Consider the following 22,373-nt stretch of genomic DNA (forward strand, 5'->3'; position numbering starts at 1 on the left):
TCCTTCCTCATCGGCGGCAACCCACCCGCTCTCCTTCCTCATCGGCGGCAACCCACCCGCTCTCCTTCCTCATCGGCGGCAACCCAGCCGCTCTCCTTCCTTCCTCATCGGGCGGCAACACCAACGACCGCACCCGGCTCGCCGCCGTGACGAGGGCGATCACGTTCCGGGCGCACCACGCCGGCCCGGGACACCCCCGTGTGCGGCCCGCCCGCACCCTGGGCACCACAGGCCACCGCTCCAGAACGATCCGCACCTGGCTCAGGCAGTTAGCCGGCCACTTCATCCCCGAGCGGACCGACCGCGTCCGCAACCCGCTCCGGCGTGACCCTGAAGACGGGCCTCGCCGCCCTTCCGCGCGCGGCCGCACCAGCGGCGCAACGCGAGTCCACTCCCCTGCGACAGCCGAGGCGCGACCGCGCACTTGCCGGCGCGCACCCGCAGACCGGCGCTTCACCCCCTGCGCCCACCACCACCGGCCGGACAGGCCGTTCACGCTCGCGACCACATCGACCGGGGCCCGACTACGAGGTCCCCAGGACTACGTCCCCGTGGACTCGGAGAGCCGTTCAGCGGCCCTTGATTCACGACCGCAAACAGCTCTATGAGTCCTCAAGTCCGTCGCATCCGGCGGAAACCGCCCATGCCCCGCCAGGGGCCGGGCAGTGCAGGCGCGGGGTCGGCCCCGCGTCCTTCCCGGAAGGAAAACCCATGTCCATCCGCGACACCATCGACGCGGCTCCGTTCAGCCGATATCAGGTTCGCGTCGTCGTGCTGTGCTTGATCCTCTGTATGGTCGACGGCTACGACCTCCTTGTGTCGGCATTCGCCGCATCCGGCATAGCGAAGGAATGGGGGCTGTCCGGCTCCCAGGTCGGGCTGGTCCTCAGCAGCGGGCTGGTCGGCACGGGTCTGGGGTCGGCGATCCTCGCCCCCCTCGCCGACCGTTTCGGACGGAGACCCCTGACGGTGGGCTGCCTCGCGATCTCGACGGTCGGGATGGCTCTTGCCACGTTCTCCACCGGGTTGGAGACGCTCGTGGCGTATCGCCTGATCACGGGGCTCGGGGTGGGCGGCCTGGTCGCCAGCCTGCCGGTGCTGATCGCGGAGTACTCACCACGCCGTCGGCAGGGCACCGCGATCGCGCTGTACACCACTGGTCTTCCGCTGGGCGGCGTCCTCGGAGGGATGGTCGCAGGCCTGCTCATCAGCGAGTACGGATGGCGGTCATCCTTCGCGGTGGGCGCGGTGATCTCCGGACTCATGCTCGTGGTGATCGCCGTCGCGCTCCCCGAGTCGATCGACTATCTGGTGACCCGTCGGCCCCCCAACGCACTCGCCCGGATCAACGCCCTTCTGCTGCGCATGGGCCACACCCCTCTCGAGGAGCTTCCGGCACCGGGCACCGAGGTCGCCCGCGGGGTGCGTTCCGAGGTCATCCGCGGCCGCAACGGGGTGAAGACGACCCTCTTGTGGGCGTCCTTCTTCGTGCTCATGGCCTCGTTCTACTTCGCGGCGAGCTGGACACCGAAGTTGCTCGAACAGAGCGGAGCCTCCGCGGAGCAGGGGCTCAGCGGCGGGATGCTCCTCAACGTCGGCGGGGTGGTGGCGACGCTGGGGTTCGGCCTCCTCGCGCTCACCGTGTCGAAGCGGACGCTGACCGCCGGCTCGATGGTGGCCATGGCCGTGACCTTCGTCGGTATGTCCTTCGCGTTGGGGAATCTCACGGCAACCCTGATCGTCGCGGTAGCGGTCGGCATCGCGATGAACGCCGCCGCCGCGGGTATCTACACGATCGCTCCCGAGCTGTATCCGGCAGAGGTACGGACGACGGCCGTGGGCTGGGCGGCTGCCTTCGGCCGGCTCGGCGCGATCTGCTCACCGGTGCTGGCCGGGGTTCTCATCGACAGGGCCTGGACGCCAGGCTCCCTGTTCGTGCTGTTCGCGGTGCCTACCGTCGCGGCCGCGGCGGCCGTGCTCGCGATGACCCGGCTGGGCAAGACGACCGGCACGTCCCCGGCCGGTGCCCGACGGGAGCTGGCGTCCCCGCTGAACTAGCCGCAAGGCCGGGCCAGTCATGGCTCGGGTGGGGTTGTCCAGGGGGCCTTGAGGTGCGGGTTCGTCGGACATGAGGAGCGGAGCCCCGGAAGAACCGGCAGTCGACCACGACAGGCCGTTCACAGACCGGAGGCTCCGCTGTCCGGGCAGTGTGCCGTCGCCCGGACCGTCACGGTGGCCGGAGGGCGGTCCGCACCCGGTCACCTCGGACACGCCGGCCACCACGGCGGGACCGGACACCCGCAGGTCTCCGAGTACCGGGTCCGAGGCCCCCGCATCGACCGCACCGGCTGCAAAGCCACCACCAGCATCGACGTCCTCGCGCCCCAGGCCCCGGACGATCCGCCCCCACGGCGGACTCCCCGGCCTCGGAGCCAGTGCCGCGGCACTGGACCAGCACTAGATCTCCAGCAGGACGGTGAACGGGCCGTCGTTCGTCAGCGACACCCGCATCCGCGCGCCGAACCGGCCCGTCGCCACCGTCGCCCCCAGGGCGCGCAGCCGCGCGACCACCTCGTCGACCAGCGGCTCGGCCACGTCGCCGGGGGCGGCCGCGTTCCAGGTGGGGCGCCGGCCCTTGCGGGCGTCGCCGTAAAGGGTGAACTGGCTGATCACCAGGAGCGGGGCGTCGATGTCGCTGCACGACTTCTCGTCGTGCAGCATCCGCAGTGACCACAGCTTGCGGGCGAGCCGGGCCGCCTGCTCCTTGGTGTCCTCGTGCGTCACGCCGACCAGGACGCACAGCCCCTCACCGGCGATTTCCCCGACGGTCTCGCCGTCGACCACGACGCTCGCGCCGTCCACCCTCTGCACCACTGCACGCATACGCCCATCATGCCGGGCGGGGGAGCGGGCCTTCGCGGGTGGTCCGTACCAGCGCTCTTTTTGATCCCTAACCCCCCATCTGGGGCTGTTCGGGGGCACTCGGTCACATAGCGGCCACTTGGGGTGGCACGATGCTGCCACACGCCGGTCGAGGGGACGGTTGAGGCACATGAGAACACCGAGTACCGGGCAGCCGCCTGGGGCTGTCTCGTTGACCCGTACGGGAGCCGGGGAGTCACTCCGGCCACCCGTGCAACGCACGGACAGCCCGCAGTTGCCGCCCGATCCGCCCGCGCACGACCTGACCGTGCTGAGCCTGGCCGAATTGCGCACCCTGCGCCGGGACGCGCAGCGCGACGAGGCGGATCTCAGCTACGTGCGGCGGCTGCTCCAGGGGCGGATCGACATCCTGCGCGCGGAGCTGGCGCGCCGAGGGCCCGCGTCCCCGGTGGACACCGGCACGGCCGGGGCCCCCGTGGTCGCGCGGCTGTCGGAGATCCTCACGGACGCCCCGGCCCGGCACCGCTCCTCCGCGCGGCATGTGACGCTGGGCACCCCGCACAGCGAGGAGTACCGGCAGCTGGCCGCCGACATGCTGGCCGAGGTCGAGCTCTCGGCGCTGGACGCGCGTACCGACCCGGAGCTGACCACCGCGATGGGGCGGCTCGTACGCTACGAGCAGCAGGTGTCCCGGCGCCGGCAGCGGCTTCAGCGGACCGCCGACGAGTGCAGCGCGGAGATCGCGCGGCGGTACCGGGAGGGGGAGGCACAGGTCGACGACCTGCTGATGTGATCCCCAGGTGGCCGGGCGGTCGGCCGGGCGGTCGGCCGGGCGGTCGGCCGGGCGGTGTCAGGTCTCGGCACCGGCTCCGGCACCGGCTCCGGCACCGGCACCGGTGCCGGAGCCGGTGAAAACCGGGCGACACCCGCGCCGCCGTGTGCCTACGGTGCGGGTATGACGCCCCGTGACGAGCTGCCCATACGCCCGATCACCGAAGCCGAGTTCGCGGACTGGCATCGCGCCGTGAACGTCGGGTTCCTGCGCGAGCCCACGCCGACCGCGGAGGAGCTGGAGGCCCGGCGGGGACACTTCGTGCCCGGGCGGCTGCTGGGGGCGTTCGACGGGGACCGGTGCGTGGCGACGTTCCGCTCCTTCGCGCAGGAGGTCACGGCCGTGGGCGGCGCCTTCGTGCCCGCCGACGCCGTCTCCAACGTCACCGTCAGTCCCACGCACCGCCGCCGGGGCCTGCTCGGCCGCATGATGGCCCAGGACCTGGCGGCCGCGAAGGAGCGCGGGGACGTCGTCGCGACGCTCATCGCCGCCGAGTACCCGATCTACGGCCGGTACGGTTTCGGGCCGGCCACCACGGCCGCCGAGTGGACCGTCGAGGTACCGCGCAGCGGCCTCTGCCGCCGCTGGTCGGGACCGGCGGACGGCGGGCGGATCGACCTGGTGGACGCCGAGGACGTCCGCAAGCTCGGCCCCGGGCTGCACGACCGCCTGCGCCGGGCCCAGCCCGGCGCGGTCAGCCGGAACGAGCTGTGGTGGCTGTCCAACACCGGCGCCGTGCGCTACCACGGCCCCTGGACCGAGCCCTACTACGCCCTGTACCGCTCGGCCGCCGGCGAGGCGGAGGGCCTGGTCTCCTACGGGGCGGAGGACTCCTGGCACGGCAAACAGCCGCAGAACACGGCCGAGGTGAACTGGCTGATCGCGGTGACGCCGGCCGCCGAGCGCGCCCTGTGGCACTTCCTGTGCTCGATCGACTGGATCACCCGCGTGAAGTCGGGCTGGCGGGCCCCGGACGACCTGCTGCCGCTGCTCCTGCCGGACCCGCGCGCCGCCCGCCTGACCGTGCAGTCCGACTGGCTGTGGGTGCGGGTGCTGGACGTGGTACGGGCCCTGGAGGCGCGGACGTACGAGGGGGCGGGCTCGCTGGTGCTGGAGGTCGTCGACGCCGGCGGGTTCGCGGGCGGGCGGTACCGGCTGGAGGCGTCGGCGCAGGGGGCGTCCTGCGTGCCGAGCACCGGGCGCGCCGACCTCACGCTGGACGTCGGCGACCTGGCGGCGCTGTGGCTGGGCGACGAGTCGGCGGTGCGGCTGGCGGCGCTGGGCCGGGTGCGCGAAGAACGAGCGGGCGCCGCCCGGTCGGCCGACGCCCTGCTGCGCACGTCCAGGCGGCCCTGGTGCCCGGACCTGTTCTGAGCGCTCCTGTCTGACGGGGACGGTGGACGGTGCGTTATCCGTAGCGTGCTGTTCAGTTGTGGCTGTGCGCTCCGCCGGTGTTCGGACGGCGGTGTGGAGTTGTCGGTGTGCGGTTGTGGCTGTGCGGTTGTCGCTGTGCCGATCGGCCGGGCTCCCGGCTCCCCTCCGGAAGAGAGCGCGGCCAACCTGTGCGACGCGTGACCATGTTGTAGAAGTTGGTCACCAACTTCACGTTACTTATCTCCACTTGGAAGCGTCTCATAACCACCCACAGCTGAACTGCCGTAAGTTGGCGAGAAGTTGTAGTGTGCGGTCGTGGACCGGGGACACGCCTCCGCCAATGGGCGGAAGAGGCCACAGCAGCCACGGATGTCACACCGCGAGGTGGCCGACGCGCTGCGCGCCCGGATCAGGGACCGGGTGCTGCGGCCGGGCCAGCGCATGCCCACCCAGGCCCGGCTGGCCGAGGAGTTCGGCGTGGACCGCGGGACGGTCCGCCAGGCCCTGCGCATCCTGCAGGCGGAGCGGTTGCTCACCAACGTGTCGAAAGGGAGCCCGGCGACGGTGGCCGCCGCCCCCGACCGGGTACCGGCCGGCCCGGAGGCCCCGCCGCAGCCCACCACCGTCGCCCTGGCCCCCCGGATAGCGGCCGCCTTCGCGGCGCCGCACGTGGTGATCGACGCCCTGTGCCTGACCTCGATATCGCTCACGCTCTCGATGGGCGAGCCGCTGCGCCGGATCCACTCCGGTGAGCTGAAACCGGCCAAGGTCGATCTGCGGGTCCTGCTGCCCAGCCGGGAGATCGACCTCGCCTTCCCGGCCCCGGTGGACCCGGCGGACGCCGACCGGCTGCACCAGCGGTGGCTGGCCATGCGCAACGCCCAGGGGCAGGTGCTCCAGTACAACCTGCTGGCGCTGCGCTCCACGCACGGGATCGACGTACGGGTCTCCTTCCGGGCGCTGCCGTTCACGCCGCCGGTGAAGCTGTACCTGCTCAACGGCTCGGAGGCGCTGTTCGCGTACTACACGCTGCGGCGCCGCGAGGAGGAGATCGACCACGAGCAGCTCCAGCTGTACGACGCCGAGGGCACCCGGTCGATGCTGTTCGCCTTCGACCGGGGCGCCGCCGGGCTGCGGGACGCGGCGTTCGTGGAGCAGTCGCGCCTGTGGTTCGACGCGCTGTGGGAGACGATCAGTTCGGAGCTGGTACTGACGAACTGACGTCTCCCGCGGACGCGGTCGGTCACACGGCCGGACCGGTCATGAGCAGGGCGAGCACGACGGCCCCGGCGGAGCTGACGGCCGGGCTCTTGGCCTTGATGCCGACGGTGAGCAGGAGCAGGCCGACCACGCCGGTCGCGCCGTACTGCCATGCGACGATCTGTTCGAAGCCGACGAAGAGAACCGCGGAGAGGAGAGCGAGAGCGGGCACGATGGTTTCCCCCTTCTGGCTGCCGGGAGGCAAAGCCTCCGCCAACTCCGTCGACTTGCACGAAAGTTGGCAACCAACTTTGTATAAGTTGTCCCCACTTGGCTGATATCCATAAACAACTCTTGGGTAACTGCCCTCAGATGGCGTTAAGTTGTAGCGTTTGGTCGTGACCCAGGAGAACGTGGCTGTGAACGGCGGCAGAAGGCTCTCGCCCCGGGAGATCGCCGACACCCTGCGGGACCGCATCCGCAGCGGCGACCTCAAGGCGGGCGACCGCCTGCCCACCCAGGCGGAACTCGCCGAGGAGTTCGGGGTGGAGCGCGGCGCCGTCCGCCAGGCCCTGCGCGCCCTGCAGGACGACGGCCTGCTCAGCGGCGTCAGCAAGGGCAGCCCGCCCCGCGTCGCGGAACCCGCCGCGGCCGGCGGCGAGCCCCAGTCCACGATGGTCGGCCTCGCGCCCCGGCTCACGGCCGCCTTCGCCGACCGGCACGTCCGCATCGACGCCGCCTGCCTGACCGCCGAGACCCTGATGCTGGCGCTGAGCGAGCCGGTGCGCGCGATCCACGAGGGCCGCGTCCACCCGGAGTCCGTCGACGCCCGCATCCTGCTGCCCTCCCGGGACATCGACCTGGCCTTCCCGATCTCGGTCGAGGGCGGCGGCGACGACGACCCGGTGCACCAGCGGTGGCTGGCGATGCGCAACGCCCAGGGCCAGGTCCTCCAGCACAACCTGCGCGCCCTGCGCGCCTCGCACGGCATCGACGTGCGGGTCACCTTCCGGGCGCTGCCGTTCACGCCGCCGGTGAAGCTGTACCTGCTCAACGGCCGTGAGGCGCTGATCGCCTACTACATGGTCACGCGCCGCGCCGAGGACGACGGCGCCGGGCCCCTGGACATGTACGACGTGCTGGGCACCGAGTCCCTCCTCTTCTCCTTCGAGCGGGAGACCGGCCGCCGGGACGCGGCCTTCGTGGACCAGTCGCAGATGTGGTTCGACGCCCTCTGGGAAACCATCACGACGGACCTGACACTCTTCGAGTGACTTCTGACGCGACGCAGACCGGTCCGGTGACAGCGGAGACCGGCGACGAGACCGAGGAACTGCGCCAACTGATCACGCGCGCCCGGGTCGTCCTGTGGGACTTCGACGGCCCCATCTGCCGCCTGTTCGCGCGGCACTCCGCGGAGGGGGTGGCCCGGGACCTGGTGCGGTGGCTCGGGGAGCGGGGGCTGGGCGGCCTGCTGTCCGAGGAGGAGAGACGAGCCGACGACCCGCAGGACGTCCTGCGTGCCGTGGACCGCCGGCACCCCGGCAGCGACCTGGTCGCGGAGCTGGAGGAGCGGCTCACCCAGGAGGAGCTCACCGCGGCGGCCTCGGCGATGCCGACCGCCCACGCCGACCCGCTGATACACACCTGGCGGGCGGTGGGCTGCCGGCTGGCCGTGACCACCAACAACTCGCCGCGCACGGTCCTCGCGTACCTGGCCGGCCGCGGCCTGCTCCCCTGCTTCACCCCGCACGTCTACGGCCGGACCCGGGACCTCGCACGGCTCAAGCCGGACCCGCACTGCCTGCGGCAGGCCCTGACGGCCATCGGCGCCGCCCCCGCCGCCGCCCTGATGATCGGAGACACGGTCTCGGACCTGGCGGCGGCCTCCCGGGCCGGCGTCGGGTTCCTGGGCTACGCGCGTAACCCCGCCAAGGAGGAGGCACTGCGGCGCGCCGGGGCACGCTTCGTCGTCCAGTCGCTCCAGGACGTGCGGGCGGTGCTGGCGCCGGGTCGCTGAGGGGTGGTGCCGACGCCGGGTCGCTGAGGGGTGGTGCCGACGCCGGGTCGCTTAGGGGTGCTGCCGACCCCGGGTCGCTGAGGGGTGGCCGGCGTCCGGTGGCTGAGGAGTGGGCTGGCGTCCGATCGCCGACGGGCGTGGCAGCCGTTCGGTCGTCGCCGGGCGTGGCTGTCGTCCGGTCCCTGGTGGGCGTGGCCGCCGTTCGGTCGCCGACGGTCGGGGCCGGCGTCCGGTCGCCGGTCGCCGGTCGCCGGGGGACGGGGGACGGGGGACGGGCCTGGCGTCCGGTCGCCGAGCGGAGTGCGTTAGCCTCGTCCGCGTGAGCAAGCGCTCTTGACCGGACGCGCGCGCCGGCGCGTCGGCCCTCCCCGCACGGCCGCATGCGAACGAGTGACGCGGCACCCGTTGAGCGCACTCGGCGCCGGCTCCGCTCGTGCGGCCCGCCGGTCGGCTCTACCGTGTGCCATATCCGTCCACCCTCGTGTGAAGTCCCCGGAGCGGCCAGTGCGCGCACGTCCTGTCCCCCGGCGGCCGCGCGGGGTGTGCCCGGACGACGACCTGCCCGCCGCCGTCAGGGCGTTCGCGGCGGGCGCGGCGCGGTGCGGGGCGGCCGGTGGGGGACACCACGACCGTGCCTGCGCGCGGCCGCTCACCCCGGAGCTGGCCCGGCTGCTGGGCCGCCCGCCCGGCACGCCCGTGACCGTGCGGATCCGGTGCGAGGACGAGCCGCCCCTGGTGATCCGGACCTGGCCCGACGAGGCCGGGGTCCTGGCCGCGGTCGGCGGCGCCCTGCCCGGCGTGCCGCGGTGTCTCTACGCGGGGGACGGGATCGCCCTGCACAGCCGGGTGGAGGGCGAGCCGCTCTCCCGGGTCTGCGGCGACGGCGAGCCCCTGGACCCGCTGCGGCTGCGCGCGGTGGCCGGGCTGCTCGCCGGGACGGCGCAGGTGCGCCGGGGAGCGCTGCCCGGGCTGCCCGCGCGCTGGCCCGCCAACGACACGGACAGCCAGGCTTTCCTGCGCACCCTGGCCCGCCTCGCTGACGAGCAGGTCAGACAGCCCAACTGGCCGCTGTTCGGCGGCCTGTTCAAGGCGCTGGGCGTCCCCGGGGACGCCCTGGTGCGGCTGGCGGAGCGGGTGCCGGCCATGGCGCGACGGCCGTACGGCCTGCTCCACGGGGATCTGCACCGCGGCAACCTGATCGTGCCGGACACCAGCGTGCCGCCCCTCGTCGGCGTCGGCTGGGAACTGGCCACCTACGGCGACCCCCTGCACGACCTGGCCACCCACCTCGTCCGCATGCGCTACCCGTCCTTCCAGTGGCCGGAGGTGATCGACGCGTGGGCCGAGGCGATGGGACGGGTCCGCCCGGCCGCCCTGCACGGGCTGCACAAGGACCTGCGCCACTACGTCGCCTTCGAGCGGGCGCAGTCCGTCTTCCCGGACGTGGTGCGGGCCGCGCGGTCCCTGGAGAGGTCCGCCGGCGACGAGAGCCTGCGCGAGGCCACGACGGCCGTGCGGCTGGCGCTCCGTACGGCCGCCGGGCCGCTCGGGCTCAGCGGCGTGCCCGGTGCCGGGGAGATCGAGCGGATCCTGTTCCGCTGGCGGGCCGCCCGGCGTGCGGCGCTCACCGGCGTCCGGGAGCCGGCCGCGAGGGCCTTCGGCTGGACACCGGACGAGCGGGTGCCGGAACGCCCCGACTTCCCCCGCCGGGCGGTCGCGGACGCCCTGCGCGAGGAGGGCGCCGCCCCCGCCGCCCGGGTGTTCAAGGGCACCGCGCACCTCAACACCGTCGTCCGGGTGGACGGCGTCGACGTCCCGGTGGTCGTACGGCGCAAGGTGGCGAACCTGTGCCGGCGGGAACCCAGCTACCTCAGCGAGCACGCCGTGCTCCGGGCCATCGAGGAGTCCCGGGTCGCGGTCGCGGCGCCGAGGGTGCTGGCGCTGGGCCGGGGCTACCGGGGTGAACCGTTCGCCGTCCACACCTATGTGGGCCCGTACGCCGGAGCGCGGGACATCGACCGGCCGCCCGACCACCCGGTGCACGGCCTGCTGCCGCACGAGGCGGACGGGCTGGTCGACCAGTTGTGCGCCCTGACGGAGGTCCGGTACCAGCAGGTCGACCCGACGGCCGGCGAGGGCGGCTTCCACGCCTGGCTGTGCGGTCAGCTGGTGGCGCTGGTCCGGGACCTGCCGAAGAGGTCGCAGCGGCTCGCCCGGCTGCTCGGCCTGCCCGACGCCGCCCGCCTCGGCGAGATCCTCGCCCGCTACGAGGTGACCGCCCGCCGCCCGGCCCTGCTGCACGGCGACCTCAACCCGTGGAACATGGTCCGCCGGAGCGACCGGCCGGCCCTGACGATCATCGACTGGGAGATGGCCCTGGTCGGCGACCCCCTCTACGACCTCGTCCGGCACATGCACCTCACGCCCACCCGGCCGGAGATCCGGGACCGCATGTTCCGCCGCTGGGAGAGCCGGCTGCCCGAGGCCCACACCCGCGACTGGCGCCGGGACTGGCGGGTCTACCGCTGGATCGAGATCGTCCGCTCGGCCTACGTCGACCTCGACCGCCTGGTGACCGGAGCAGGCCTGGACGCGCCGAACGTCCGGCGCGCGGTCGACTCGTACGCGATGACCCTGGTGGCCGCCGTCGGATCCCTGGGCCTGCCGCTGCGCGCGACGGCCGCGCCCTGTCTCGCCCGCGCCCTGGCCTGAACCCGGGCCCACCGGACGGCGCCTGCGGGGCGTTCCCCCGCGAAGGCGCCGCCTCAGGGGCCGGTCAGGCGTCGAGCAGCGGGATCAACTGCTCCTCCTCGAAGACCAGATGAGCCTCCAGTTCCCGGCTGAGGCGCTCCACCTCGGCGCGGGCGGTGACCGGGTCCTCCGTCGTGATCGCCGCGCGCAGCTCCGCGACGAGGGCCGCGACACGCTCGTGCTCCTCGCGGAGGCGGGCGAGGACGGGGGCGGCCGCGGGGTACCGGTCGGCGAGGAAGGGGAACAGGCCGAGGTCCTCACCGGTGTGGTGGTGGTGCAGGCCGTGGCAGAAGGTGAGGCAGTTGGCGCGCAGCTGGGCGCCGAGGGTGCCGGCTTTCCCCGCGCTCCGCTCCATCTCCTGCCGGATGAGCCCGAGTTCGCGCCGGAACCCGTCGTGGACCACCTTGATCGCCTCGCCCAGGGAACCGGCGTCGATGTCCGGTGGGCCGTCGCCCGCGATCTCGTGCAGCGCCACGACCGGTATCACCCGCCCGGCCTTCTCCTGGTACGCCGCCCAGCCCGGGTCCGTCTCGACGGCCCGGGCGAAGGCCTGGTCGCGTTCCTCGCCCCGGAGCACCACGGCCCGCGCCCGGTAGGTGAAGACGCCGCTCTCGACGGTGACCCGGGGATGCGCGAGGAGGTTGTGGTACCAGGCCGGGTGCCGTGGTGAGCCGCCCGCGGAGGCGATGACCAGGATGCGGCCGGCGCCGTCGGGGAGGTAGGCGACGGGGGTGGTGTGCTCGGCGCCCGAGCGGGCGCCGGTGGTGGTGAGCAGGATGAGCCGGGCGCCCTCGAAGCGGCCGCCGACGCGGCCGTGGTTCGCCCGGAACTCCTGGACGACCTGTCCACCAAGGTCGGCGTTGCTCGATCGGGCCCTGCGAGTGAGTGGAAGCCCGATGGGCGGCCGGCTGTTCTGCGCGATCAGGTCGAGCAGGCTCTGCGCCGACTGCGCGTCGAGCGGATCGAGCTGCTTCAGCTGCACCGCATCGATCCACAGACGCCGCTCGCCGACCAGCTCGGCACGCTGCGGGACATGCGGACCGAAGGCAAGGTCGGCCGGATCGGACTGTCCGAGGTCACCGCCGCTGAACTGGACCAAGCCCGGGAGATCGTCGACGTCGCCAGCGTGCAGAACCGCTACAACCTGCTCGACCGCGAGCACGAGCCCGTGCTCGCGGCTTGCGAGGCGGCAGGGATCGCGTTCCTGCCGTGGCGCCCCGTCGCCTGGGGGGAGTCCGGGGCGAGTGCCGAGGTCGCCGCTGTGGCAGCGGAACTCGACGCCACCCCGACCCAGGTGATGCTCGCCTGGCTCCTCGGCCACTCGCCCGTGATCCTCCCCATTCCCGGCACCGCACGGATCGACCACTTGGAGGAGAACCTCGCTGCGGAAGATCTCCGCCTGACCCAGATCCATCGCGATCGCCTCGACCGGCCGCCGGAGCCGGCGTAGGACTCTGTCTCGTGCTGCATCGTCAGAGGCTGACTGGAGGGTTCGGGAGGGCTTCGACGTTCTGGCGGTGGCTTCGCTGCCGGTGCTCGATGTCCTCCGCCGACACCTCATCCGCATCCATCCCGGGCCTCCGGTACGACATCGACCAGTCACCTTGACCGTAGAAGCGGGCCCCGGCCACCCGACCTCAAGCCCGCCGCAGGGTGGCGCGGCACACTCTTGCAAGCAGGTGCTTGCAATAGTTAGCAGGGCGCGGCATGGTGGAGGCATGGCATCGCTCAACGTCGGCAACCTCGGCGAGTACCTGCGCGAGCAGCGGCGCACCGCGCAGCTGTCGCTCCGGCAGCTCGCCGACGCCGCCGGGGTGTCCAACCCGTATTTGAGCCAGATCGAGCGCGGGCTGCGCAAACCGAGTGCGGAGGTGCTGCAGCAGGTCGCCAAGGCGCTGCGGATCTCGGCCGAGACGCTGTACGTCCGGGCCGGCATCCTTGACGCCGAGCGGGACGGCGACGAGGACCGGCGGGACGGCGCGACGCGCGCCGCCATCCTCGCCGACCCCACGCTGAACGAGCGGCAGAAGCAGGTCCTGCTCCAGGTCTACGAGGCGCTGCGCAAGGAGAACGGCTTCGAGCACGGCCACGAGGACGGCCTCGGAGGCGGCCCCGGGAGCGGCTTCGCGGCCGCCCGGCCGGGCGCGGAGCGGGACGGTGGGCCGCGGGACCGCGGCGGCGACGGCGGCGATCTCGGTGAATCCGGCGGTCCGAGCGAGCCGAGCGGCACAAGAGACGGCGACGGCGTCCGCGGTCGTGACGACAGCGCCGTACGCCACCCCCGCACCGCCGACGGCGGCGACGCCGACCCGCGGCAGCGATCCGCCGGCTGAGCCGGACGGACGCGGCGGGACCCTCAACCCTCACAGAAAGCCACCGGGAGGACCAGCACCATGGCCATCACCGACGACCTGCGCAAGACCCTCACCGACCCGCGGCCCCTCTACTTCGCCGCCGGCACCGCCGACCTGGCACTGCAGCAGGCCAGGAAGGTGCCCGGCCTGGTCGAGCAGCTGCGCGCCGAGGCGCCGGCCCGCATCGAGGCCGTGCGCAACACCGACCCCAAGGCCGTCCAGGAGAAGGCCTCCGCCCGGGTCCGGGAGACGCAGGAGACCGTGCAGAGCCGGGTCAACGAGTTCCTCGGCTCCCTCGACTCCGACCTGAAGAAGCTGGGCGAGACCGCCCAGGACCTCGCCCTGCGCGGTGTCGGCGTGGCCGCCGAGTACGCCGTGAAGGCCCGCGAGGCCTACGAGAAGGTCGCCGAGCACGGTGAGCAGGCCGTGCGGACCTGGCGGGGCGAGGCGGCCGAGGAGATCGAGGAGCTGGCCATCGCCGTGGAGCCGGACACCAAGCCGGCCCCGGCCAAGGAGGACCGGCCCGCCGCGGCGTCGCCCGCGGCCGCTCCGGCGAAGAAGCCCGTGGCGAAGAAGGCTCCGGCCGCGCGCAAGACCACCACGGCGAAGAAGACGACGCCGCCGGCCAAGTGACGGCCGCGCGGACCCCGTCTGCGGTCACGCACCGTCACACACACGGGTGATCGGTAACGGGTCGGGCACTCCTGGGGTGCCCGGCCCGTTCTCCGGGTGACGGGCGGGCGGTTGCGGGTACGGTGACCGCGTAGGACTAGCCGACACGGGTGGTGGACGTTGTGCTGATGCAGGGGTTCGTCGGGTTCATGTGGCTGTTGAGCATGGCCCTGATCCTTTTCAGCGGCTTCGCGCTGATCGACGCCGCCGTCCGCCGCGAGGACGCCTACCGCGCGGCCGACAAGCAGACCAAGCCCTTCTGGCTGATCATCCTCGGGCTCGCCTTCGTGGTGAACCTGATCTTCAACATCCTGTCGTTCCTGCCGATCATCGGCCTGATCGCGACGATCGTCTACATGGTCGACGTCCGCCCGGCCCTGCGCGGCCTGCCCGGCGGCGGCCGGGCCCGCCGGGGTTCGAACAGCGACGGCCCCTACGGGCCGTACAACGGCGGACGGTGAGTCCGCACCGCCGGTAGGACGCCGGGCCCGCCGAGCGCCGGGCAGGCCCTACGGCACCCGGTCCAGCAGCAGCACGGCCACGTCGTCCGTCAGCTCGCCGCCGTTCAGTGCGCGGACCTCCTTGACCGCCTCCCGCAGCAGCCGCTCGCCGCGCAGTCCCTGCGCCAGCTGCCGGCTGATCATCTCCACCATGCCGTCCTGGCCGAGCCGCTCGCGGCCCCGCCCGACGTGGCCCTCGATCAGGCCGTCGGTGTAGAGCATCAGGCTCCACTCCCGGCCCAGCTCCACCTGTAGCCGCGGCCAGCGGGCCCTCGGCAGCAGGCCCAGGGCGGGACCGTTGTTGTCGTACGGCAGCAGCCGCGGCGCGCGGCCGGGGCGGGCGACCAGCGGGGCCGGGTGGCCGGCCAGGCACAGGCCCGCGCGGCGGCCGTCCGGCGCGATGTCGACCGTGCACAGGGTCGCGAAGATCTCGTCGTCCGAGCGCTCGTGCTCCAGCACCTGCTGGAGCGTGTTCAGCAGTTCGTCGCCGCACAGGCCCGCCAGCGTCAGCGCGCGCCAGGCGATGCGCAGCTCCACGCCGAGCGCCGCCTCGTCGGGGCCGTGACCGCAGACGTCACCGATCATGGCGTGCACGGTGCCGTCCGGGGTGCGCACGACGTCGTAGAAGTCGCCGCCGAGCAGGGCGCGGGAGCGGCCGGGGCGGTAGCGGGCGGCGAAGCGCAGCTGGGAGCCGTGCAGCAGCGGCGTGGGCAGCAGGCCCCGCTCCAGCCGGCGGTTCTCCTGGGCGCGCAGCCGGCCCTCGGCGAGCCGGCGCTCGGCGGTGTCGGAGCGTTTGCGTTCCACGGCGTAGCGGATCGCGCGGCTCAGCAGCCTGCCGTCCAGCTCGTCGCGGAAGAGGTAGTCCTGGGCGCCCACGCGCACCGCCTCGGCGCCGCGCTCGGCGTCGCCGGACGCGGTGAGGGCGAGGACGGCGTGCCGCGGCGCGAGCTCCAGTACGTGCCGCAGGACGGACAGCTCGTCGTCGTCGGCCCGGCCGGGCGCGGGCAGCGCGAGGTCCAGCAGGATGCAGTGGACGTCGTCGGTCAGCAGCCGCTCGGCCTCGGTGAGGTTGCGGGCGGTGCGGATCCGGATCGGCTTGCCTGCCTGGTCGAGCAGTTCGGGCACGATCGGTGAGCCGCCGGGGTCGTCCTCGATCAGCAGCAGTGTGAGGTTGGTGTCGGTACTCGTGCCGGTGGTCGTCCTGGCCTTCTCTTCCGTCTGCGCTTCCTCGCGCGGAGCCTCGGTACCGGGATCACCGGACGCGCCGGGGAGGCCGCGGACTTCGGGCGCGGCCTGCGCCTGACCACTCTCCACGGCCGGGATCGCTCTCTGCCGCGGTACGGGTACGGGCATTGTCCTGGATTCCTTCCCTCCCCCTGAGGGCATGGCGGGTGCGAGGGACCTCGACCGCCGACCGGGACCATAGCGGGTGTCGGCGCCGCAGCGGAATGGTGTGCGGCACGCCGTCCGGCGGCCGACCACTGTCATATGCCACGTTTCGTACCGCAGTTGGACAGGACGCCGTCCGGTGGGGGATGACGAAGCTCACGTCCGCCCGGGGCTCGGCCGCCGGGGGCCGTGGGGTGGGTCACGTGGCCCACGTCACCGGGTACCCCCGGGCCCGGCAGGCCGGTTCCTCAGCCCGCCGCCGGGCGGACGACACCCAGGATCGGCATCGAACCCGCGCCCGCGACCGTGATCGTCCGTCCCGGCCGCGGGGCGTGCACCATCGCGCCGTCGCCCACGTACATCCCGACGTGGCTGGCGTCGCCGAAGTAGATGATCAGGTCGCCGGGGCGCATGTCCTGGACGGCGACACGCCGCAGCCGCTGCCACTGCTCCTGCGAGGTGCGCGGGATGGCGCGGCCGGCGGCCGCCCAGGCCTGGGAGGTCAGTCCGGAGCAGTCGTAGGCCTTGGGGCCCTCGGCGCCCCACTCGTAGGGCTTGCCGATCTGCCCGGTGGCGAACTCCACGGCTTTCTCGCCCTGCTCGGTGGCGGACTCCACGGCTTTCTCGCCCTGCTCGGTGGCGGACTCCACGGCCTTCTCGCCCTGCTCGGTGGCGGACTCCCCGGCCTTCTCGCCCTGCTCGGTGGCCGTGCCGTCGATCTCGTCGAGAATGCCGGAGCCGAGCCAGGCGGTCTGCGCGCGCCGGGCGGCCTCGGCCTCCAGCCGGGCCAGGCGCGCCTTCTCCTCCTGCGCCAGCTGGGACTCCAGCTTCCGCGCCGCCTCGATCCGTGCCTCGATCCGCTGCTGGGCCGTGGCCTTCGCCTCGCGGTTGACCTCCAGCTCCTTCTCCTGGGCGGAGGCGTCCTGGGCGTACTGCTCCACGTCCTGCTGGGTGCGGGCCGTCTCCGTCAACAGGTGCTGGGTGGCGCGCTCGCCCTGGCGGACGCGGCCGGTGCCGTCGAGGAACTCGCCCGGGTCGTCGCTGAGCACCAGCACGGCCTCGGGCGGCAGGCCGCCGGTGCGGTACTGCGCGGCCGCCGCGGCGCCGGCGAGCCGTCGCAACTCGGCGAGCCGCTCGCGGCCTTCGGCGATCCGCTCGGCCAGCGCGGCGACCTCGGCGGACTGCCGCCGGGCCTGCTCATCCGCCGCGTTGTAGGCGTCGGTGGCGGCGGCGGCCTCGCGGTAGAGCGTGTCGAGCCGCTTGCGGACGGCCTCCAGCTCGGCGTTGGTGGCGGGGGCCGGGCCGGCGGTCGCCGAGGAGGTGGGGGCCGGTGCGGGTGCCGCGAACGCCGCGCCGGGTGCCGTCAGCACGGTCACCGCGCCGACCACGGTCACGGCCGCCGCGATCAGGCCGCGCTTGCCCCTGGCCATACCTCTTCCCCCCACCTGATTGCCCGTCAGTAAGGTTGGACGCCCGGGCGATCGTGCCATGCCCCGGCGCGAAACGACAGAGGGGGTGACTCCCCGCCCCGTTCCGGCCGTCGCACGGCGATCCTCCCCCGTCTTGGTGACGAACGTCGCACGGAGATCGTTCCGCGCGATCCGGCTCCCCGGGGAAACGAGGGGCGAAGTCCGCCCGTCCGCACTCCCAACGCCACCGAACGGTCCGGCCCCCCCGGCCTTCCCGCGCGGGCGCCGATGCCGCCGGGCGGGCGCACGTCGCCGTTCGCACGTGCGCGGCGTCTAGGCAGCCGTTCGCACGCGCGCGGCGTCGAGGCAGTCGGGCGGGCTTGAGGGGTTCGGGGCGCGAGGCGCCACGGCCGTCCGGGGCGGGCTCCCGGGCCCCGCCACGGCTGTCCGGGGCGGGGCCCGGACGTACGCACGCGGGGCGCCGACGCCGGGCGGGGGCGATTCGGGCCGTTCACGCGCGGGCGCCGACGCCGCCGGGGGGCGCTCCGGATCGTTCGCGCGCCCCGCGTCGGCTCCGCCGGGGGCGCGCTCCCGGTCGTTCGGGCGCCCGGCGCCCCAGGGCGAGCGCACCCCGGTCGTTCACGCGTGCGGGGCCAGTGTCTCCCAGCGCACGGTCACCTCGCCCTGGCGCCATCGTGCGGGGCCGTCCGTGACCGGCCAGTCGGCGGTCAGGGTGCGTACGGCCCGGATCCAGCGCTGGCGGGCGCCGTACGAGGCGTAGGGCGCGGCGGCCGCCCAGGCGCGGTCGAAGTCGCGCAGGAAGGCGTGCACCGGCTCGCCGGGGACGTTGCGGTGGATCAGCGCCTTGGGCAGGCGTTCCGCCAGGTCCGAGGGGCGTTCCAGGGAGCCCAGCCGGGTGGCGAAGGTCACCGTGCGCGGGCCCTCCGGGCCGAGCGCGACCCACACGTGCCGCCGGCCGATCTCGTCACAGGTCCCCTCGACCAGCAGCCCGCCCCGCGAGCCGGTCGCCGGATCGGCCGGCGCGAGCCGCGCGCACAGCCGCTCCCACGCGCCGGCGACCTCCGCCTCGTCGTACTGCCGCAGGACGTTGGCCGCGCGGATGAGGTGGGGCCGCTGGGGAAGCGGGACCTCGAAGCCGCCGTGCCGGAAGGCGAGCCCCTCGCGCGCGTACGGCCGCGCGGCGGCCACGCGCGCGGGTTCGATCTCGACGCCGACCACGCGCGCGCCGGGCGCGGCCGCGCGCAGCCGGACGAGCAGTTCGACGGCGGTCCAGGGGGCGGCGCCGTAGCCGAGGTCGACGGCGAGCGGGTCGGCGGCGCGGCGCAGCTCGCGGCCGTGCACGGCGGCGATCCAGCGGTCCATGCGCCGCAGCCGGTTGGGATGGGTCGTCCCGCGCGTCACCGAGCCCACGACGGGGGTCCGCGCGTCCGGGCGCAGCCGGGCGTGGGGGAGGGTCGCTGCACGGGCTGTCATACGTACGAGGGTAGGGGCGTCCGGCGCGTGCCACGGAGCCGCGGAGCCGTGGCCGTACGCTTCCGCGTCTCGGACGGTTGAGCGGTAACTGGTAATGATTCGGTAAAAAACCCTCGGCCGGACAGCCCGCCGGAAATGGAGCGGCTCACTGCGGTGTTCGCATCCGTCGGAGGGCCCGGCGTCCTCGGACAGGCATGCCCGCGGCAGGGAGGAACGGCACGTGAGCCAATACGTCAGCAGGCTCGGTCGCCGCTCCCCGGCGACCCCCTCGCGGCTCCGGCTGGTCCACCGCCGCCCCCGCCGCGTCGCGATGCTCTCCGTGCACACCTCCCCGCTCCACCAGCCGGGCACCGGCGACGCCGGCGGCATGAACGTCTACATCGTGGAGCTCGCGCAGCGGCTCGCCGCGCTCGGCGTCGACGTGGAGATCTTCACCCGCGCGACCACCGCCGCCCTGCCGCCCGCCGTGCAGCTCGCCCCCGGCGTACTCGTCCGGCACGTCGACGCGGGCCCCTACGAGGGCCTCGCCAAGGAGGAACTCCCGGCACAGCTGTGCGCCTTCACGCACGGCGTGATGCAGGCGTGGGCCGGCCACCGCCCCGGCCACTACGACCTCGTGCACTCCCACTACTGGCTCTCCGGGCACGTCGGCTGGCTCGCCGCCCAGCGCTGGGGCGTCCCCCTGGTGCACGCCATGCACACCATGGCCAAGGTCAAGAACGCCAGCCTGGCCGACGGTGACACGCCCGAGCCCGCCGCCCGCGTCATCGGCGAGACCCAGATCGTCGCCGCGGCCGACCGGCTGATCGCCAACACCGCCGAGGAGGCCGACGAGCTGGCCCGGCACTACGCCGCCGACCGCGCCAAGGTCGCCGTGGTGCATCCCGGGGTCAACCTCGACCGCTTCCACCCGGCCGACGGCCGGGCCGCCGCCCGCGCCCGCCTCGGCCTGCCCCAGGAGGCGCTGATCCCCCTGTTCGCGGGCCGCATACAGCCCCTGAAGGCCCCCGACGTGCTGGTGCGCGCGGTCGCCGTCCTGCTCGACGAGCGCCCCGACCTGCGCTCCCGCCTGGTCGTCCCGGTCGTCGGCGGCCCCAGCGGCAGCGGCCTCGCCAAGCCGGAGGGCCTGCAGAAGCTGGCCGCGCGGCTCGGCGTCGCCGACGTCGTGCGGTTCCGCCCGCCGGTCGGCCAGGACCAGCTCGCGGACTGGTTCCGGGCCGCGTCCGTGCTGGTCATGCCGTCGTACAGCGAGTCCTTCGGCCTGGTCGCCATAGAGGCGCAGGCCGCCGGTACGCCGGTGCTGGCCGCGGCGGTGGGCGGCCTCCCGGTCGCCGTCCGGGACGGCCGGACCGGTTTCCTCGTCCAGGGGCACGACCCGGCGGCGTACGCGCGCGTGCTGCGCGACTTCGCCGACGACCCGCGGCTGACCGACCGGCTGGGCGCGGCCGCGGCCCACCACGCCCGCTCCTTCGGCTGGGACGTCTCGGCCGAGGCCACCGCGGAGGTCTACACGGCGGCCCTGCAGGCCCACCGCCGCCGCTCCCGGGCCCGCCACGGCTGACGTACGCCTGGGCCCGCCACCACGGCCGCCGCTCCCGGGCCCGCCACGGCTGACGTACGCCCGGGCCCGCCGCGGCTGACGTACGCCCGGGCCCGCCGCGGCTGACGTACGCTCGGGCACATGACGGCAGCAGAGCAGCGGGCGGCGCAGGTCATCGAGGACGTGTTCAAGGACGCGGAGCTGGAGTGGGAGAGCCCCGCGCCCGGCCACTACGTCGTCAAGCTCCCCGGCACCCGCAAGCTGTCGACGACCGTGTCCCTGATCGCCGGCCGGCATTCCCTGTCGCTGAACGCCTTCGTGATCCGCCACCCCGACGAGAACGAACCGGCCGTCCACCGCTGGCTGCTGGAGCGCAACCTCAAGCTGTACGGCGTCAGTTACGCCGTCGACCCGCTCGGCGACATCTACGTCACCGGCAGGCTGCCGCTCGCCTCCGTCACCGCGGAGGAGGTCGACCGGCTGCTCGGCCAGATCCTGGAGGCCGCCGACGGCGCCTTCAACACCCTGCTGGAGATGGGCTTCGCCACCGCGATCCGCAAGGAGTACGCCTGGCGCGTCTCGCGCGGCGAGTCCACCCGCAACCTGGAGGCGTTCGCGCACCTGCTTCAGCGCGAGGATTCCGAGGGCGGCACCCCGTCCCGGTAGCGCCCCGGCGTCACCCCCACCAACCGCCGGAAGTGGCGGGTGAGATGGGCCTGGTCGTAGAACCCGGTCGCGGCCGCCGTCTCGGCCGGTCGGGCACCGGCCAGCAGCAGCCGCCGGGCGCGCTCGACGCGCCGCGAGTTCAGGTACTGGTGCGGCGCGATGCCGTACGCGCCGCTGAACGCCCGCACCAGATGGGCGGGATGGGCCTGGAGCAGCGCGCCGGCCTCGGTCAGGGACAGGCCCCGGACGACCCGCTCGTCGAGGAGTTCGCGCAGCCGGCGGGCGAGGGCGGGGTCGGGGCGCGGGCCGGTGGTGGCCGGCCGGGAGCGCAGATGGGCGCGCAGCCGGTCCCCGACGAGCGCCAGCCGGCTCTCGGCCTCCAGTTCGTCGCCGGGGGCCGCGAGCGCGCCGTGCAGGTGCCCGACGCGCCGACGCAGCACCGGGTCGCGCAGGTCGGGCGCGTCGACGGCGGGCCCGATCAGGTCGTCGGGGAGCAGCGAGCCGTCCAGGTACAGCACCCGTTTGCGGAAGCCGTGCGGGGTGGCGGCGGAGCCGTTGTGCGGGACGTGCGGCGGCAGCAGGGTCACCGTGTCGTGCGGGGTGCCGTGCTCGTGCCGGTCCAGGTCGTAGCGCACGGCGCCGTCGTCCACGATCAGCAGCGTCCACGCCTCATGGACGTGCATCGGGTAGGCGTACTCGGTGAAGCGGGCGTGGAAGACCTCGACGACGCCCGCGACGGGCGGCCGCCAGGCGGAGACCTCCCGCTGCTGGGCCATGCAAGAAACGTACAAGACAAGGTCGTACGGTGATCGGCACGGTGGTGCCATGAACGATTCCGCACCGGTCCGCGCCGACCGCTTCGACACCAAGATCGCCGTGCTGCTCCGCGAGGACCTGGTGACCTGGCAGCGGTTGAACGTCACCGCCTTCCTGGTCAGCGGCCTCGGCACGCGGGTCCCCGAGGTGATCGGCGAGCCCTACGAGGACGCCGACGGGGTGCCCTGCCTGCCGATGTTCCGCCAGCCCGTGCTGGTCTTCGAGGGCACCGAGGAGACGCTGGCCGCGTCCCACGCGCGCGTGCTCTCCCGCGGCCTGACGCGCGCGGTGTTCACCTCGGACCTGTTCGCGACGGGCAACGACCACGACAACCGGGCGGCCGTGAGGGCCGTGCGGACCGTGGAGCTGGATCTGGTGGGACTCGCCGCGTACGGGCCGCGCAACGCCGTGGACAGGGCCTTCAAGGGCGCCCGGACGCACCCGTGAGGCCGTGGCTCGCGCGGCGCTGACCT

Annotated in this window: 21 protein-coding genes; 14 read left to right on the plus strand and 7 right to left on the minus strand. The window is 73.8% G+C overall.

The features are described 5' to 3' along the window. Positions 1–711: 711 nt before the first annotated feature. Positions 712–2,058 (plus strand): MFS transporter, encoded by a 1,347-nt coding sequence (locus ACFF45_RS19765; RefSeq protein WP_381347725.1) that lies wholly within the window; start codon positions 712–714, stop codon positions 2,056–2,058. 399 nt (positions 2,059–2,457) lie between these two features. On the opposite strand, the gene dtd is transcribed toward ACFF45_RS19765, so the two are convergent. Continuing rightward, positions 2,458–2,883 (minus strand): D-aminoacyl-tRNA deacylase, encoded by a 426-nt coding sequence (gene dtd, locus ACFF45_RS19770; protein WP_381347726.1) that lies wholly within the window; start codon positions 2,881–2,883, stop codon positions 2,458–2,460. Positions 2,884–3,052: 169 nt separating this feature from the next. Here dtd and ACFF45_RS19775 point away from each other — a divergent pair, with 169 nt between their 5' ends. From ACFF45_RS19775 to ACFF45_RS19785, 3 genes are all read left to right on the plus strand, one after another. After that, positions 3,053–3,676, plus strand: a complete 624-nt coding sequence (locus tag ACFF45_RS19775) for an RsiG family protein (protein WP_381347727.1) — start codon at positions 3,053–3,055, stop codon at positions 3,674–3,676. Positions 3,677–3,838: 162 nt separating this feature from the next. Continuing rightward, complete coding sequence (locus tag ACFF45_RS19780; RefSeq protein ID WP_381347728.1) at positions 3,839–5,089, plus strand: GNAT family N-acetyltransferase; 1,251 nt, start codon at positions 3,839–3,841, stop codon at positions 5,087–5,089. Between the two features lie 369 nt (positions 5,090–5,458). Next, the gene (locus tag ACFF45_RS19785; protein WP_381347729.1) at positions 5,459–6,310 is read left to right on the plus strand and encodes a winged helix-turn-helix domain-containing protein; all 852 of its coding nucleotides are present in this window, start codon (positions 5,459–5,461) and stop codon (positions 6,308–6,310) included. 22 nt (positions 6,311–6,332) lie between these two features. Here the strand turns inward: ACFF45_RS19785 and ACFF45_RS19790 are convergent, their stop codons facing one another. Further along, positions 6,333–6,521 (minus strand): hypothetical protein, encoded by a 189-nt coding sequence (locus ACFF45_RS19790; protein WP_381347730.1) that lies wholly within the window; start codon positions 6,519–6,521, stop codon positions 6,333–6,335. A gap of 160 nt (positions 6,522–6,681) precedes the next feature. Here ACFF45_RS19790 and ACFF45_RS19795 point away from each other — a divergent pair, with 160 nt between their 5' ends. From ACFF45_RS19795 to ACFF45_RS19805, 3 genes are all read left to right on the plus strand, one after another. Continuing rightward, positions 6,682–7,563: a winged helix-turn-helix domain-containing protein gene (locus ACFF45_RS19795; protein ID WP_381347731.1), complete on the plus strand. Its 882-nt coding sequence runs from the start codon at positions 6,682–6,684 to the stop codon at positions 7,561–7,563. Further along, positions 7,560–8,309, plus strand: coding sequence for an HAD family hydrolase (locus ACFF45_RS19800; protein WP_381347732.1), 750 nt, complete (start codon positions 7,560–7,562; stop codon positions 8,307–8,309). Before ACFF45_RS19795 ends, ACFF45_RS19800 begins: the two co-directional genes overlap by 4 nt. Positions 8,310–8,813: 504 nt before the next feature. After that, a complete protein-coding gene (locus tag ACFF45_RS19805) occupies positions 8,814–11,021 on the plus strand; it encodes a phosphotransferase family protein (RefSeq protein ID WP_381347733.1) in 2,208 nt (735 codons plus the stop codon). Between the two features lie 64 nt (positions 11,022–11,085). Here ACFF45_RS19805 and ACFF45_RS19810 read toward each other — a convergent pair whose 3' ends face one another. Next, positions 11,086–11,958, minus strand: a complete 873-nt coding sequence (locus ACFF45_RS19810) for a nitroreductase/quinone reductase family protein (protein WP_381347749.1) — start codon at positions 11,956–11,958, stop codon at positions 11,086–11,088. Here ACFF45_RS19810 and ACFF45_RS19815 point away from each other — a divergent pair. The 4 genes from ACFF45_RS19815 (at position 11,875) to ACFF45_RS19830 (ending at position 14,547) form a co-directional block, all read left to right on the plus strand. Beyond that, positions 11,875–12,510: an aldo/keto reductase gene (locus tag ACFF45_RS19815; protein WP_381347734.1), complete on the plus strand. Its 636-nt coding sequence runs from the start codon at positions 11,875–11,877 to the stop codon at positions 12,508–12,510. The two genes, ACFF45_RS19810 and ACFF45_RS19815, sit on opposite strands and share 84 nt — an antisense overlap. A 268-nt stretch (positions 12,511–12,778) precedes the next feature. Beyond that, positions 12,779–13,393 carry a helix-turn-helix domain-containing protein gene (locus tag ACFF45_RS19820; RefSeq protein ID WP_381347735.1) on the plus strand — a complete coding sequence of 205 codons (615 nt, stop codon included), beginning with the start codon at positions 12,779–12,781 and terminating at the stop codon, positions 13,391–13,393. A gap of 60 nt (positions 13,394–13,453) precedes the next feature. After that, a complete protein-coding gene (locus ACFF45_RS19825) occupies positions 13,454–14,047 on the plus strand; it encodes a hypothetical protein (protein WP_381347736.1) in 594 nt (197 codons plus the stop codon). Between the two features lie 167 nt (positions 14,048–14,214). Beyond that, positions 14,215–14,547 (plus strand): DUF2516 family protein, encoded by a 333-nt coding sequence (locus tag ACFF45_RS19830; protein WP_381347750.1) that lies wholly within the window; start codon positions 14,215–14,217, stop codon positions 14,545–14,547. A gap of 48 nt (positions 14,548–14,595) precedes the next feature. Here the strand turns inward: ACFF45_RS19830 and ACFF45_RS19835 are convergent, their stop codons facing one another. The 3 genes from ACFF45_RS19835 to ACFF45_RS19845 form a co-directional block, all read right to left on the minus strand. Beyond that, a complete protein-coding gene (locus ACFF45_RS19835; protein ID WP_381347737.1) occupies positions 14,596–15,939 on the minus strand; it encodes a PP2C family protein-serine/threonine phosphatase in 1,344 nt (447 codons plus the stop codon). 284 nt (positions 15,940–16,223) lie between these two features. After that, the gene (locus tag ACFF45_RS19840) at positions 16,224–17,405 is read right to left on the minus strand and encodes a C40 family peptidase (protein WP_381347738.1); all 1,182 of its coding nucleotides are present in this window, start codon (positions 17,403–17,405) and stop codon (positions 16,224–16,226) included. Between the two features lie 618 nt (positions 17,406–18,023). After that, a complete protein-coding gene (locus ACFF45_RS19845) occupies positions 18,024–18,815 on the minus strand; it encodes a class I SAM-dependent methyltransferase (protein WP_381347751.1) in 792 nt (263 codons plus the stop codon). A gap of 283 nt (positions 18,816–19,098) precedes the next feature. On the opposite strand from ACFF45_RS19845, the gene mshA reads away from it, so the two are divergent. Then, positions 19,099–20,439, plus strand: a complete 1,341-nt coding sequence (mshA, locus tag ACFF45_RS19850; RefSeq protein ID WP_381347739.1) for a D-inositol-3-phosphate glycosyltransferase — start codon at positions 19,099–19,101, stop codon at positions 20,437–20,439. A 120-nt stretch (positions 20,440–20,559) separates the two neighbouring features. Next, complete coding sequence (locus ACFF45_RS19855) at positions 20,560–21,084, plus strand: type III secretion system chaperone family protein (RefSeq protein ID WP_381347740.1); 525 nt, start codon at positions 20,560–20,562, stop codon at positions 21,082–21,084. Here the strand turns inward: ACFF45_RS19855 and ACFF45_RS19860 are convergent. Next, positions 21,045–21,860, minus strand: a complete 816-nt coding sequence (locus ACFF45_RS19860; RefSeq protein WP_381347741.1) for a helix-turn-helix transcriptional regulator — start codon at positions 21,858–21,860, stop codon at positions 21,045–21,047. The two genes, ACFF45_RS19855 and ACFF45_RS19860, sit on opposite strands and share 40 nt — an antisense overlap. A gap of 49 nt (positions 21,861–21,909) precedes the next feature. Between ACFF45_RS19860 and ACFF45_RS19865 the strand changes: the two genes are divergently transcribed. Continuing rightward, the gene (locus tag ACFF45_RS19865) at positions 21,910–22,347 is read left to right on the plus strand and encodes a DUF2000 family protein (protein ID WP_381347742.1); all 438 of its coding nucleotides are present in this window, start codon (positions 21,910–21,912) and stop codon (positions 22,345–22,347) included. The last annotated feature ends 26 nt before the right edge of the window (positions 22,348–22,373 follow it).

Source organism: Streptomyces cinereospinus (assembly GCF_042430725.1).
GTDB classification, from domain to species: domain Bacteria; phylum Actinomycetota; class Actinomycetes; order Streptomycetales; family Streptomycetaceae; genus Streptomyces; species Streptomyces cinereospinus.

What these genes read in the sequence shown, in the direction of transcription:
- ACFF45_RS19765 (WP_381347725.1), top strand. Translation starts at nt 712, where the DNA reads ATGTCCATCCGCGACACCATCGACGCGGCTCCGTTCAGCCGATATCAG.
- dtd (WP_381347726.1), bottom strand. Translation starts at nt 2,883, where the DNA reads ATGCGTGCAGTGGTGCAGAGGGTGGACGGCGCGAGCGTCGTGGTCGAC.
- ACFF45_RS19775 (WP_381347727.1), top strand. Translation starts at nt 3,053, where the DNA reads ATGAGAACACCGAGTACCGGGCAGCCGCCTGGGGCTGTCTCGTTGACC.
- ACFF45_RS19780 (WP_381347728.1), top strand. Translation starts at nt 3,839, where the DNA reads ATGACGCCCCGTGACGAGCTGCCCATACGCCCGATCACCGAAGCCGAG.
- ACFF45_RS19785 (WP_381347729.1), top strand. Translation starts at nt 5,459, where the DNA reads ATGTCACACCGCGAGGTGGCCGACGCGCTGCGCGCCCGGATCAGGGAC.
- ACFF45_RS19820 (WP_381347735.1), top strand. Translation starts at nt 12,779, where the DNA reads ATGGCATCGCTCAACGTCGGCAACCTCGGCGAGTACCTGCGCGAGCAG.
- ACFF45_RS19825 (WP_381347736.1), top strand. Translation starts at nt 13,454, where the DNA reads ATGGCCATCACCGACGACCTGCGCAAGACCCTCACCGACCCGCGGCCC.
- ACFF45_RS19830 (WP_381347750.1), top strand. Translation starts at nt 14,215, where the DNA reads ATGCAGGGGTTCGTCGGGTTCATGTGGCTGTTGAGCATGGCCCTGATC.
- ACFF45_RS19835 (WP_381347737.1), bottom strand. Translation starts at nt 15,939, where the DNA reads ATGCCCGTACCCGTACCGCGGCAGAGAGCGATCCCGGCCGTGGAGAGT.
- ACFF45_RS19840 (WP_381347738.1), bottom strand. Translation starts at nt 17,405, where the DNA reads ATGGCCAGGGGCAAGCGCGGCCTGATCGCGGCGGCCGTGACCGTGGTC.
- ACFF45_RS19855 (WP_381347740.1), top strand. Translation starts at nt 20,560, where the DNA reads ATGACGGCAGCAGAGCAGCGGGCGGCGCAGGTCATCGAGGACGTGTTC.
- ACFF45_RS19860 (WP_381347741.1), bottom strand. Translation starts at nt 21,860, where the DNA reads ATGGCCCAGCAGCGGGAGGTCTCCGCCTGGCGGCCGCCCGTCGCGGGC.
- ACFF45_RS19865 (WP_381347742.1), top strand. Translation starts at nt 21,910, where the DNA reads ATGAACGATTCCGCACCGGTCCGCGCCGACCGCTTCGACACCAAGATC.